Source organism: Pseudomonas sp. LTR0, from assembly GCF_036630035.1.
Taxonomy (GTDB): Bacteria; Pseudomonadota; Gammaproteobacteria; order Pseudomonadales; family Pseudomonadaceae; genus Aquipseudomonas; species Aquipseudomonas putida_Y.
The window spans coordinates 1-12,451 of sequence record NZ_CP123734.1; the positions used below are offsets into that span (position 1 = coordinate 1).

At 59.8% G+C, this 12,451-nt stretch carries 10 protein-coding genes; 7 read left to right on the plus strand and 3 right to left on the minus strand.

Going from position 1 to position 12,451, the window contains the following annotated elements; translation table 11 throughout:
• Positions 1–100: 100 nt before the first annotated feature.
• The 4 genes from dnaA to gyrB are packed head-to-tail and all read left to right on the plus strand — an operon-like array spanning position 101 to position 6,306.
• Positions 101–1,618: a chromosomal replication initiator protein DnaA gene (gene dnaA / locus QCL51_RS00005; RefSeq protein ID WP_021785315.1), complete on the plus strand. Its 1,518-nt coding sequence runs from the start codon at positions 101–103 to the stop codon at positions 1,616–1,618.
• Between the two features lie 40 nt (positions 1,619–1,658).
• Positions 1,659–2,762: a DNA polymerase III subunit beta gene (gene dnaN / locus QCL51_RS00010; protein WP_021785316.1), complete on the plus strand. Its 1,104-nt coding sequence runs from the start codon at positions 1,659–1,661 to the stop codon at positions 2,760–2,762.
• A 15-nt stretch (positions 2,763–2,777) separates the two neighbouring features.
• Positions 2,778–3,881 (plus strand): DNA replication/repair protein RecF, encoded by a 1,104-nt coding sequence (gene recF, locus QCL51_RS00015; protein ID WP_003253154.1) that lies wholly within the window; start codon positions 2,778–2,780, stop codon positions 3,879–3,881.
• A gap of 4 nt (positions 3,882–3,885) precedes the next feature.
• The gene (gene gyrB, locus QCL51_RS00020; RefSeq protein ID WP_103469538.1) at positions 3,886–6,306 is read left to right on the plus strand and encodes a DNA topoisomerase (ATP-hydrolyzing) subunit B; all 2,421 of its coding nucleotides are present in this window, start codon (positions 3,886–3,888) and stop codon (positions 6,304–6,306) included.
• A gap of 64 nt (positions 6,307–6,370) precedes the next feature.
• Here the strand turns inward: gyrB and QCL51_RS00025 are convergent, their stop codons facing one another.
• Both QCL51_RS00025 and QCL51_RS00030 read right to left on the minus strand, forming a co-directional pair.
• Positions 6,371–6,778, minus strand: a complete 408-nt coding sequence (locus tag QCL51_RS00025; protein WP_338444469.1) for an RcnB family protein — start codon at positions 6,776–6,778, stop codon at positions 6,371–6,373.
• A 129-nt stretch (positions 6,779–6,907) separates the two neighbouring features.
• Positions 6,908–8,200, minus strand: coding sequence for a sigma 54-interacting transcriptional regulator (locus QCL51_RS00030; protein WP_338444470.1), 1,293 nt, complete (start codon positions 8,198–8,200; stop codon positions 6,908–6,910).
• 222 nt (positions 8,201–8,422) lie between these two features.
• Here QCL51_RS00030 and QCL51_RS00035 point away from each other — a divergent pair, with 222 nt between their 5' ends.
• From QCL51_RS00035 to QCL51_RS00045, 3 genes are read left to right on the plus strand one after another with little or no spacing between them, the layout of a single operon-like run.
• Positions 8,423–9,307, plus strand: a complete 885-nt coding sequence (locus tag QCL51_RS00035) for an MBL fold metallo-hydrolase (RefSeq protein WP_010951461.1) — start codon at positions 8,423–8,425, stop codon at positions 9,305–9,307.
• Between the two features lie 41 nt (positions 9,308–9,348).
• Positions 9,349–10,617, plus strand: a complete 1,269-nt coding sequence (locus QCL51_RS00040; protein WP_021784546.1) for an FAD/NAD(P)-binding oxidoreductase — start codon at positions 9,349–9,351, stop codon at positions 10,615–10,617.
• Positions 10,614–11,432 carry a sulfite exporter TauE/SafE family protein gene (locus QCL51_RS00045; protein WP_325949686.1) on the plus strand — a complete coding sequence of 273 codons (819 nt, stop codon included), beginning with the start codon at positions 10,614–10,616 and terminating at the stop codon, positions 11,430–11,432. The genes QCL51_RS00040 and QCL51_RS00045 overlap by 4 nt, the downstream gene beginning before the upstream one ends.
• Here QCL51_RS00045 and QCL51_RS00050 read toward each other — a convergent pair.
• Positions 11,421–12,308 (minus strand): LysR family transcriptional regulator, encoded by an 888-nt coding sequence (locus tag QCL51_RS00050; RefSeq protein WP_021784548.1) that lies wholly within the window; start codon positions 12,306–12,308, stop codon positions 11,421–11,423. The genes QCL51_RS00045 and QCL51_RS00050 overlap by 12 nt on opposite strands.
• Positions 12,309–12,451: the final 143 nt, after the last annotated feature.

The following is a 12,451-nucleotide window of genomic DNA, read 5'->3' on the forward strand; positions in this document are numbered from 1 at the left end:
CATGGTTCCTAACGTGTCCACATGTGGATAAGTGAACGCTCGACCGGTACAATGGCGGTTTGTTTTTGCCTCATCCGGCTTTCAAACTCAGGGGATATCCGTGTCAGTGGAACTTTGGCAGCAGTGCGTGGAGCTTCTGCGCGATGAACTGCCTGCCCAGCAATTCAACACCTGGATCCGTCCGCTACAGGTCGAAGCCGAAGGCGACGAGTTGCGCGTCTATGCGCCTAACCGTTTCGTCCTCGATTGGGTCAATGAAAAGTACCTGGGTCGCTTGCTCGAGCTGTTGGGTGAGAACGGTAGCGGCATTGCACCTGCCCTTTCCTTATTAATAGGTAGCCGACGCAGCTCGGCCCCGAGGGCTGCGCCGAACGCGCCAGTCAGCGCTGCCGTTGCGGCTTCGCTGGCGCAGACCCAGGCACACAAGGCGGCCCCGGCTGCAGCGGTTGAGCCTGTTGCCGTGGCTGCGGCCGAGCCTGTGCTGGTCGAGACGTCTTCGCGTGACAGCTTTGATGCCATGGCAGAGCCCGCTTCGGCGCCGCCCAGTGGTGGCCGGGCTGAACAGCGCACCGTGCAGGTTGAAGGTGCGCTCAAGCACACCAGCTACCTGAACCGAACCTTTACCTTTGACACTTTCGTCGAAGGCAAGTCGAACCAGCTCGCCCGCGCGGCTGCCTGGCAGGTTGCGGACAACCCCAAGCATGGCTACAACCCGCTGTTCCTTTACGGCGGTGTGGGTTTGGGTAAAACCCACCTTATGCATGCTGTGGGTAACCATCTGCTGAAGAAGAATCCGAACGCCAAGGTGGTGTACCTGCATTCGGAGCGTTTCGTCGCGGACATGGTCAAAGCGTTGCAGCTCAACGCCATCAACGAATTCAAGCGCTTCTACCGCTCGGTGGACGCGTTGCTGATCGACGATATCCAGTTCTTCGCTCGCAAAGAGCGCTCGCAGGAAGAGTTTTTCCACACCTTCAACGCCTTGCTTGAGGGTGGCCAGCAGGTAATCCTTACTTCTGACCGCTATCCCAAGGAAATCGAAGGCCTGGAAGAGCGTCTGAAGTCGCGCTTTGGTTGGGGGCTGACGGTGGCTGTCGAGCCGCCAGAACTGGAGACCCGCGTAGCAATTCTGATGAAGAAGGCCGACCAGGCCAAAGTCGAGCTCCCGCATGACGCAGCCTTTTTCATCGCTCAGCGCATTCGATCCAACGTCCGTGAGCTGGAAGGTGCACTGAAGCGGGTTATCGCTCACTCGCATTTCATGGGGCGTGACATCACCATCGAGCTGATTCGTGAATCGCTCAAGGACCTGTTGGCGCTGCAAGACAAACTGGTCAGTGTGGATAACATTCAGCGTACTGTTGCTGAGTACTACAAGATCAAGATCTCCGATCTGCTGTCCAAGCGTCGTTCGCGTTCTGTCGCGCGCCCGCGTCAGGTAGCCATGGCCCTGTCCAAGGAGTTGACCAACCACAGTCTGCCGGAAATCGGCGACATGTTCGGTGGTCGCGACCATACGACCGTGCTGCATGCCTGCCGCAAAATCAATGAACTGAAGGAATCCGACGCGGACATCCGCGAGGACTACAAGAACCTGCTGCGGACGCTGACGACCTGATGGCCGTCTGCGCAGCTAATTGAAGGCAAGGGACTAGACCATGCATTTCACCATTCAACGCGAAGCCCTGTTGAAACCCCTGCAACTGGTCGCCGGTGTCGTCGAGCGCCGTCAGACCTTGCCGGTCCTGTCCAACGTATTGCTGGTCGTACAAGGCCAGCAACTTTCGTTGACCGGTACCGACCTGGAAGTCGAACTGGTAGGCCGCGTGCAACTGGATGAGCCGGCCGAGCCTGGCGAAATCACTGTTCCGGCGCGCAAGCTGATGGACATCTGTAAAAGCTTGCCTAACGACGCCCTGATCGATATCAAGGTCGATGAGCAGAAATTGTTGGTAAAGGCCGGCCGCAGCCGCTTCACCCTGTCGACCCTGCCTGCCAACGACTTCCCGACTGTGGAAGAAGGCCCGGGTTCGCTGACCTGCAACCTGGAGCAGAGCAAGCTGCGCCGCCTGATCGAGCGAACCAGCTTCGCCATGGCCCAGCAGGATGTGCGCTATTACCTCAACGGTATGCTGCTTGAGGTTTCCCGCAACACGTTGCGCGCCGTATCCACCGACGGTCACCGCTTGGCGCTTTGCTCGATGAGCGCGCCGATCGAGCAAGAGGATCGACACCAGGTCATCGTGCCGCGTAAAGGTATCCTGGAATTGGCGCGCCTGCTGACCGACCCTGAAGGTATGGTCAGCATCGTGCTGGGCCAGCATCACATCCGCGCCACTACTGGCGAGTTCACCTTTACCTCCAAGCTGGTGGACGGCAAGTTCCCGGACTACGAGCGCGTACTGCCCAAAGGCGGTGACAAGCTGGTTGTCGGAGACCGCCAGGCGCTGCGTGAGGCCTTCAGCCGTACCGCGATTCTTTCCAACGAAAAGTACCGCGGTATTCGCCTGCAACTGGCAGCTGGCCAACTGAAGATCCAGGCTAACAACCCCGAGCAGGAAGAAGCTGAAGAAGAAATCAGCGTGGACTACGAAGGTAGCTCGCTGGAGATTGGTTTCAACGTCAGCTACTTGCTGGACGTGCTGGGCGTGATGACTACTGAGCAAGTTCGTCTGATCTTGTCCGATTCCAACAGCAGTGCGCTGCTGCAGGAAGCTGGCAATGACGATTCTTCCTACGTTGTCATGCCGATGCGCCTGTAACCTGTAGCAGGCGAAATGTCCCTTCGACGTATCATGGTCACCGCGGTGCGCAACTTGCACCCGGTGACACTCTTACCCTCCCCCCGCATCAACATCCTTTACGGCGCCAACGGCAGCGGCAAGACCAGCGTGCTAGAAGCCGTGCATTTGCTCGGGCTGGCCCGTTCTTTTCGCAGCACCCGCCTTAATCCGGTTATTCAGTACGAACAGGCTGCCTGTACTGTGTTCGGCGAGGTTCAGCTGACGGAGGGTGGTACGAGCAACCTGGGGGTGTCCCGTGAGCGCCAAGGGGAGTTTACTATCCGCATCGATGGGCAGAATGCGCGCAGTGCTGCGCAATTGGCTGAGTTACTGCCGCTTCAGCTGATCAACCCAGACAGTTTCCGGCTGCTTGAAGGTGCCCCCAAAATACGCCGCCAGTTTCTGGACTGGGGTGTGTTCCACGTGGAACCTCGTTTTCTGCCAGCCTGGCAACGCCTTCAGAAGGCGCTACGGCAGCGGAACTCATGGTTGCGTCATGGTACACTTGACCCAGCTTCGCAAGCCGCCTGGGACCGGGAACTGTGCCTGGCTAGCGCGGAAATAGATGAATACCGTCGCAACTACATCAAGGCCTTGAAGCCCGTCTTCGAGCGAACCCTGAGCGAACTGGTCGAGCTGGACGGGTTGACCCTGAGCTACTACCGAGGCTGGGACAAGGACCGGGAACTGCAAGAAGTACTCGCCTCCTCTCTCCTTCGCGATCAGCAGATGGGCCATACCCAAGCCGGTCCGCAGCGTGCTGATCTGCGTTTGCGGTTGGCTGGCAACAACGCGGCCGACATCCTGTCGCGTGGTCAGCAAAAGTTGGTGGTATGCGCATTGCGCATTGCCCAAGGCCACCTCGTTAGTCAGGCTCGCCGCGGTCACTGTATTTATCTCGTGGATGACTTGCCGTCCGAACTGGATGACCAGCATCGCCGCGCACTGTGCCGCTTGCTTGAAGAATTACGCTGCCAGGTGTTCATCACCTGTGTAGATCACGAATTACTGAGGGAAGGCTGGCAGACGGAAACGCCAGTTGCTTTGTTCCACGTGGAACAAGGCCGTATCACCCAGACCCACGACCATCGGGAGTGAAGGCATGAGCGAAAATCAAACGTACGACTCCTCCAGCATCAAGGTGCTGAAAGGTTTGGATGCCGTACGCAAGCGTCCCGGCATGTACATTGGCGACACCGATGATGGTAGTGGCCTGCACCACATGGTCTTCGAGGTGGTCGACAACTCGATCGACGAAGCCCTCGCCGGTCACTGCGATGACATCACTGTCATCATCCACCCGGACGAATCTATCAGTGTGCGCGACAACGGTCGCGGCATTCCGGTCGATGTGCATAAGGAAGAAGGCGTTTCCGCAGCCGAGGTCATCATGACTGTGCTGCACGCCGGCGGTAAGTTCGACGACAACTCCTACAAAGTATCCGGCGGTCTGCACGGTGTAGGTGTGTCGGTTGTGAACGCCCTGTCCGAGAAGCTGGTTCTGACCGTTCGCCGTAGTGGCAAGATCTGGGAACAGACTTACGTTCACGGTGTTCCACAAGCGCCTATGGCGGTTGTCGGTGACAGTGAAACCACGGGTACCCACATCCACTTCAAGCCATCGGCTGAAACCTTCAAGAACATTCACTTCAGCTGGGACATCCTGGCCAAGCGCATCCGCGAACTGTCGTTCCTCAACTCGGGCGTTGGCATTCTGCTGAAGGATGAGCGCAGCGGTAAGGAAGAGTTCTTCAAGTACGAAGGCGGCCTGCGTGCGTTCGTCGAGTACTTGAACACCAACAAGACGCCGGTCAACTCCCAGGTGTTCCACTTCAACGTTCAGCGCGACGATGGCGTGGGTGTTGAAGTCGCCCTGCAATGGAACGACAGCTTCAACGAAAACCTGCTGTGCTTCACCAACAACATTCCGCAACGTGATGGCGGTACCCACCTGGTGGGTTTCCGTTCCTCGCTGACCCGTAGCCTTAACAACTACATCGAGCAGGAAGGCCTGGCCAAGAAGAACAAGGTGGCAACCACTGGCGACGACGCCCGTGAAGGCCTTACTGCGATCATCTCGGTTAAGGTACCGGACCCGAAGTTCAGCTCGCAGACCAAAGACAAGCTGGTCTCCTCGGAGGTGAAAACTGCCGTGGAACAGGAGATGAACAAGTTCTTCGCCGATTTCCTGTTGGAAAACCCGAACGAGGCCAAGGCCGTCGTTGGCAAGATGATCGACGCTGCTCGCGCCCGTGAAGCCGCCCGTAAAGCCCGTGAGATGACCCGCCGTAAAGGTGCGCTGGATATCGCTGGCCTGCCGGGCAAACTGGCGGACTGCCAAGAGAAGGATCCTGCTCTCTCCGAACTGTACCTGGTGGAGGGTGACTCTGCGGGTGGCTCGGCCAAGCAAGGCCGCAACCGTCGTACCCAGGCGATCTTGCCGCTGAAGGGTAAAATCCTCAACGTCGAGAAAGCGCGCTTCGACAAGATGATTTCTTCCCAGGAAGTGGGCACGCTGATCACCGCGCTGGGCTGTGGTATCGGCCGCGAAGAGTACAACATCGATAAACTGCGTTATCACAACATCATCATCATGACCGATGCTGACGTTGACGGTTCGCACATCCGTACACTGCTGCTGACCTTCTTCTTCCGTCAGCTGCCGGAGCTGGTCGAGCGTGGTTACATCTATATTGCCCAGCCACCGCTGTACAAGGTGAAAAGAGGCAAGCAGGAGCAGTACATCAAGGACGATGAGGCCATGGAAGAGTACATGACCCAGTCGGCTCTGGAGGATGCCAGCCTGCACCTGGACGAATCGGCGCCAGCAGTTTCCGGTGTGCAGTTGGAAGCGCTGGTGAATGAGTTCCGTAGTGTCATGAAGACCCTCAAGCGCCTGTCGCGCTTGTACCCGGAAGAGCTGACTGAGCACTTCGTCTACCTGCCTGAGGTGACTCTGGAGCAGTTGGGTGACCACGCTGTGATGCAAGCCTGGCTGGCCCAGTTCCAGGCGCGTCTGAACTCCAATCAGAAGTCTGGCTTGGCTTACAACGCCAGCCTGCGTGAAGACAAAGAGCGCAACGTATGGCTGCCAGAAGTAGAAATCACCTCTCATGGCCTGGCCAGCTACATCACGTTCAACCGTGATTTCTTCGGCAGCAATGACTACCGTACCGTAGTCAACATTGGTGCCAAGCTGTCGAGCCTGTTGGGTGAAGGTGCGTATGTGCAGCGCGGTGAACGGCGCAAGGCGATCGTCGAGTTCAAAGAGGGCCTGGATTGGCTGATGAATGAGACCACCAAGCGCCATACGATTCAGCGATACAAAGGGCTGGGTGAGATGAACCCGGACCAGCTGTGGGAAACCACCATGGACCCGACCGTTCGCCGTATGCTCAAGGTCACTATCGAGGATGCCATCGCAGCAGACCAGATCTTCAACACCCTGATGGGTGATGCGGTCGAGCCGCGTCGTGACTTCATCGAAAGTAACGCGCTGTCGGTGTCGAACCTGGACTTCTGATCCGGTGTAATTCGCCAGACACTAAGAAGCCCGCTGATGCGGGCTTTTTAGTGCCTGCAAAGAATCAGTAGCCGGTGAGAATGTTCACGATCACACCGCTGGCAATAGCCACCAGCACATAGTCGCCATTCACATACAGCCAGCGATGATCACGAGGTGGCGCATACAGGTGGCGCGCTTTCCAGTCGGTTACCCAGTAACGGTCACCACGGTAATGTGGATCAACGGCATGACCACGGTGCCACTGCTTATGAGGTATCGGCATGCCGTGTTGTGGGCGGAAGTTGGGATCTCGGTAAGCAGGACCGTGGCCGTTGTCATGGCGGCCCTGTTGGTATGACTGGGCATGTGGCGGGTTGCCTTGGTGCGATCGGCTGCCATCATGTCGATCAGGTGGACCAGGCTGCGCGAAGCCGACCAGCGGTACGCTGAGTATGAGCGCGGCGCAGATCACGGTTAGGGGTTTCTTCATTTGATGTGGTCCTCTGCCTGTTATCGCCTGGCACGTATTGATTGCCAGGTTCGGTTAACTGATCAGACCACGATTTTTCCCTTGTAATGTCAGGGCGCAGGTAAAGGTCCGGTAAAGTCTGCCGTTCTTTCAGTGCAGCCCGAGCGCTTTCAAGCGGCGATAAAGCGTGCGTTCACTCATGCCAAGGTGACTGGCCAGTTCGCTACGCGACCCCTTGAACTGCTCCAGCGCCTGCGCCAATTCACCCAGGTCATTGTGACGGCCGCTTCCTTTAGCTGCGCCAGCCAGTCCGGTGTCTTCCGGCAAATGCTCCGGTCTGATCACACCGTCATCGGCAAACAAACGCGCGCGTTCCAGAATGTTGCGCAGCTCGCGGATATTGCCCGGAAACGGATGCAACGCAAGTTGCTGCAAGGCGTCTTCACTCAGCCTGGGCGTCGGCTGGCCGGCCATGCGCTGCAGCAGGCTCTGTGCGAGCAGCGGCAGATCTTCCACCCGTTCGCGCAATGCAGGCAGACGAATCGGGAAGCCGCTGATGCGGTAATACAGGTCTTCCCGGAAGGAGCCATCCGCGACCATTTGTTTAAGTGGTTTATGGGTGGCCGATATCAGGCGGAAATCTGAATGGACAGTGCGCAGGCTACCCACAGGACGGAAACTGCCGGACTCTATCAGGCGCAGCAGCTTCACCTGCATCGCCAGCGGCACTTCACCGATTTCGTCGAGGAACAGGGTGCCGCCATGGGCTGCCTCGGCCAAGCCGATCTTGCGCTGATTCGCCCCGGTGAACGCACCCTTCTCATAGCCGAACAGTTCACTCTCGAACAACGACTCGGTCAGGCCGGTGCAGTCGACCACCACCAGTGGGCCGTTGGCCCTGGGGCTGCCCATATGCACTGCGCGGGCGAACAGCTCTTTGCCGGTCCCCGACTCCCCCTGCAACAACACCGGGATCTGCGCCGGTGCCGCACGCTGCAGGCTGGCCAGCGCGGCCTTGAAGGTTGGCGCGCGGCCGACCAACCCTTGCTCCTGTGGCTGCGCCGAGGCGAGGGTGATGGTGGTGAGGCGTTCGACAAAGGCCACTACCTTGCCCTGTTCATCCAGGATCGGCCGCAACTCGACATCCACATGCTCCGGGCCGCGTGGTGTGTGATGAATGTGCAATACCCGCTCCGGTACCTTGCTGTCCCACGCCTTGCGCATCGGGCAATGTTCGCCAGCCTGGTCGCACGGCACAGCGTAGTGATGCGAAACCCTGTGGCACTTCTCGCCCAGTGGGGCCTGATCATGCCGCCCAAACTGACGGCGATAGGCCGCATTGGCCGCGAGGATGTTGTAGTCGGTGTCCAACACGATGGTCGGGAGGGCATCGTGCTCGAGGTAGGAAACCAGAGCTAGGATGAGGGGATGGGCTTCAGGCATGACGGCACCGTATGGATGACCGACGCAGGGTAACAAGGACTGCCAAACACTGCCATTGGCTGTCAGTCGACTGCCACCTGGGCTGCCAGTTTTGCCGGCAGCAGTCTGCAACTGGCCGGTTTTATTGGCCAGTGAGTGGCAAAAAGCCTGGCATGCATCTTGATAAAGCTCCTGTCACTGCCTACGCCTGTACAAGGCGGGGCGGATAAATTGGAGAACGTGATGATCATCGGCAACAACCTTCACGTGGACGCCTTCTACGACGAGGCGACCTCGACCATCAGCTACCTGGTCATGGACCGTGAAACCCGACAATGCGCATTGATCGACAGCGTGCTGGATTACGACCCCAAGTCCGGGCGCACCTGCAGCGCTTCGGCTGATCGCCTGATCGAGCGTGTGAACGAGCTGAATGCCAGTGTGCGGTGGGTGCTGGAAACCCATGTACACGCCGACCACCTTTCAGCCGCTGCCTACCTGAAGGAAAAGCTGGGCGGTCATACCGCTATCGGCGCGCATATCACCCAGGTGCAGAAAGTGTTTGGCGCCTTGTTCAATGCAGAGCCCGGATTCGCCCGTGATGGCAGCCAGTTCGATGTGCTGCTCGAAGACGAGGAAGGTTTCCGGATTGGCAACCTGCAGGCCCGGGCGCTGCACACACCTGGGCACACGCCCGCGTGCATGAGTTTCATGATCGAGGATGCCGGCGAGATTGCGGTATTTGTTGGAGACACCTTGTTCATGCCCGACTATGGCACCGCCCGCTGCGACTTCCCCGGGGCCGATGCCCGCACCTTGTACCGCTCAATCCGTCGCCTGCTGGCTTTCCCCGATCAGACGCGGTTGTTCATGTGCCACGACTACCTGCCAGGTGGCCGCGACATGCAGTACGTCACTACTGTCGCCGAGCAGCGCGCCCACAACATTCACATCCACCAGGGTATCGACGAGGACAGCTTCGTGGCCATGCGCGAAGCCCGCGACAAGACGCTCGAAATGCCGGTGCTGATATTGCCTTCAGTGCAGGTGAACATGCGCAGCGGCCAACTGCCCCCACCGGAGGCGAACGGTGTGAGCTATCTGAAAATCCCGCTGAACAAGCTGTAACCGCCCTGCCCTCCATAATCAGATTTCCAGGATTTACCGCCATGCCTGCCTCGTTGTCCCCTGCCAATACCGACCACCACAAAGTGGTCATCGTCGGTGCCGGTGCCGCCGGTATCGCCACTGCTTCCAGCCTGATCAGCCGCGACCCGTCGTTGGACGTCGCCTTGATCGACCCTGCCGAAGTGCACTATTACCAACCCGGCTGGACCATGGTCGGTGCAGGTGTGTTCAAGGCACCAAGCACGGCCCGCACCATGGCGTCGACCATTCCTCGTGGTGTGCGCTGGGTCAAGGCTCGGGTAAAGGGATTCGACCCGTTGGGCCAGCTGGTCATCCTCGATGATGGTCGCACCATCAGCTATGAACAGCTGATCGTCTGCCCCGGCCTCAAGCTGGACTGGGTGGCCATCGATGGGCTCAGCGAGACCCTGGGCCGCAACGGTGTCACCTCCAACTATCGCTACGACCTGGCGCCCTATACCTGGGAACTGGTGCAAAAGCTCAAGCAAGGACGCGCGGTGTTCTGCCAGCCGCCCATGCCGATCAAGTGCGCCGGTGCACCCCAGAAGGCGCTGTATCTGTCTTGCGACCACTGGCTACGCCATGGCCATTTGGGCGCGGTGAAAGCCAGCTTCTACAATGCGGGTGCCGTGTTGTTCGGTGTCGCCGACTACGTGCCCGCGCTGATGAAATACATCGAGAAATACGCCGTCGATCTCAACTTCTCCCACAGGCTGCTTGCCGTAGATGGCCCGGGCAAGCGCGCTACATTCTTGCGTACCTTGCCCGATGGCAGCAGCGAAACGCGCATTGAGGCCTTCGACATGCTGCACGTGGTGCCACCACAGGTGGCGCCAGACTTCATTCGCGAAAGCCCCTTGGCCGATAGCTCCGGCTGGGTCGACGTCGATCCGCATACCCTGCGCCATCGCAAATACACCAACGTTCATGCCCTGGGTGACGTGGCTAACACCAGCAATGCCAAGACCGCCGCGGCGGCCCGCAAGCAGGCACCGGTGGTCGCCAACAATGTGCTGGTGGCATTGGGCAGGCTGGGAACCCTGGCCCATTACGACGGCTATGGCTCGTGCCCGCTTACCGTCGAGCGCGGCAAGATCGTCCTGGCCGAGTTCACCTATGGCGGCAAGCTGGCACCGAGCTTCCCCAATTGGTTGCTGGATGGCCGCAAGCCAACACGCTTGGCCTGGCTGCTCAAGGCACAGGCGCTGCCACCGTTGTACTGGCAAGGCATGCTCAAGGGGCGCGAGTGGTTGGCACGTCCGCAACTGGTAGCCGAGGGTGGGCAGTGATCGAGCATCAACTGTTAGGGGCGGGCCTGGGCGCAATCATCGGCGCGGTGCTGGCACTGACCGGCGCAGGCGGTGGCATTCTCGCTGTACCCTTGCTGGTGTTCGGCCTGGGGTTATCGATAGTCGAGGCGGCCCCGGTCGGCCTGCTGGCTGTTGGTTTGGCTGCGGGGGTTGGCGCAGTGCTGGGCTTGCGCCAAGGGCTGGTGCGTTATCGGGCTGCGCTGTTCATTGCGTCGGTTGGTGTGGCAGCAGCGCCGTTCGGGCTGATGCTGGCGCACCGCCTGCCAAATACACCGTTGCAGCTGGTATTCGCCGGGGTGCTGGTTTATGCCTGCCTGCGTATCTGGCGCAAGGCGGCCAAAGAACTGCGTGGCGAAGCCAATGAAGCTCATCGCTTTATCGAGCCGTGTGTGCTGAACCCGCTGCAGGGTCGTTTGCGCTGGACACTGCCCTGCGCGCGCGCATTGGCATTCACGGGGGCCTTGTCCGGCTTGTTGTCCGGCCTGCTCGGCGTGGGTGGGGGGTTCATCATCATCCCGGCCCTGAACCGCTACACCAATCTGCGCATGGCCAGCATCGTCTCCACCTCGCTGGCGGTGATTGCCCTGGTCTCTACCGGCAGTGTGGTCAGCGCCAGCCTTGCGGGCGTCATGCACTGGCAGGTTGGCGCCCCGTTTGCCGTCGGCGCGGTGCTCGGCCTGTTGCTGTCGCGACCATTGGCAGCCAGGTTGGCCGGGCCGCGCCTGCAGCAGATGTTTGCCTTGGCAGGTTGGGCCGCTGCCTTGTTGTTGGCCGGCAAGGCGTTACTGGGCTAGCAACTCGCTCTGTTCGGCCGCGCACAACGCCAGCAGGTAGTCCCACACCACCCGCAGGCGCACAGACTTGTGCAGCTCGCGGCGGGTGCAGATCCAGTAGCTGCGCTGGATGGTCTCACCCGGCAGCACGCGCACCAGTGTCGGGTCGTGGCGGGCCATGTAATTGGGCAGCACGGCGATGCCCAGCCCCGCGCGGGCGGCGGCTTGCTGGGCGATCACGCTGGTGCTGCGAAACACCACGTTGGGTGCTCGGCAGAAACTGTTGAGAAACAGCAGTTCCTGGCTGAACAGCAAATCGTCGACGTAGCCAATCCAGCTGTGCCGAGCCAGGTCTTCGCGGTGGCGCAGTGGCGGCGCGCGGTCCAGGTAGTCCTGGCTGGCGTATAGCGCCAAGCGGTAGTCGGTGAGTTTGCGGGTGATCAGCAGGTCGGCGTTGGGTCGCTCCAGATGGATACTGATTTCCGCCTCGCGGTTGAGGATGCTGACGAAACGCGGCACCGCTACCAGCTCCACTTCCAGGCCGGGGTAGCGCTCGAACAACGCGTTCATGCGCGGGGTGAAGAACATGATGCCGATGCCTTCGGTTACCCCCAGGCGAATCTTGCCCAGCGGGGTGATGGCCTGGGTGATTTCTTCCTGCGCCAGCAGGGCGACATTTTCCATGGCTTCGGCATGCTTGAGCAGGGCTTGGCCCGATGGGGTCAGCTCGTACCCCTGGGCATGCTGCACGAACAGCGCGGTCCCCAGGCTCTGCTCGATGCTCTCGATGTGCCGGGCCACGGTGCTGTGGGTAGTGTTGAGGCGCTTGGCGGCGGTCAGCAGGCGGCCGCTGCGCTGCAACTCGAGGAAAAACCGCAGATCGTTCCAGTCGAACATGCTTGTCCTTTTTGGCAGTTCGTTCCGGCCTCTCCGCGGGCAGTCCAGGTGCGCTGAACATCCTGCAGGCAACGTGGTCCCGGTGGGAGCGGGCGAGCCCGCGAAGAGGTCGTTACAGGCTTGCCACTGTGCTAAAACGCACA

Excerpts from the sequence above, each read along its gene's own strand:
- QCL51_RS00040 (WP_021784546.1), top strand. The coding sequence starts at position 9,349 with ATGCCTGCCTCGTTGTCCCCTGCCAATACCGACCACCACAAAGTGGTC.
- QCL51_RS00030 (WP_338444470.1), bottom strand. The coding sequence starts at position 8,200 with ATGCCTGAAGCCCATCCCCTCATCCTAGCTCTGGTTTCCTACCTCGAG.
- QCL51_RS00050 (WP_021784548.1), bottom strand. The coding sequence starts at position 12,308 with ATGTTCGACTGGAACGATCTGCGGTTTTTCCTCGAGTTGCAGCGCAGC.
- dnaN (WP_021785316.1), top strand. The coding sequence starts at position 1,659 with ATGCATTTCACCATTCAACGCGAAGCCCTGTTGAAACCCCTGCAACTG.
- gyrB (WP_103469538.1), top strand. The coding sequence starts at position 3,886 with ATGAGCGAAAATCAAACGTACGACTCCTCCAGCATCAAGGTGCTGAAA.
- QCL51_RS00035 (WP_010951461.1), top strand. The coding sequence starts at position 8,423 with ATGATCATCGGCAACAACCTTCACGTGGACGCCTTCTACGACGAGGCG.
- QCL51_RS00025 (WP_338444469.1), bottom strand. The coding sequence starts at position 6,778 with ATGAAGAAACCCCTAACCGTGATCTGCGCCGCGCTCATACTCAGCGTA.
- recF (WP_003253154.1), top strand. The coding sequence starts at position 2,778 with ATGTCCCTTCGACGTATCATGGTCACCGCGGTGCGCAACTTGCACCCG.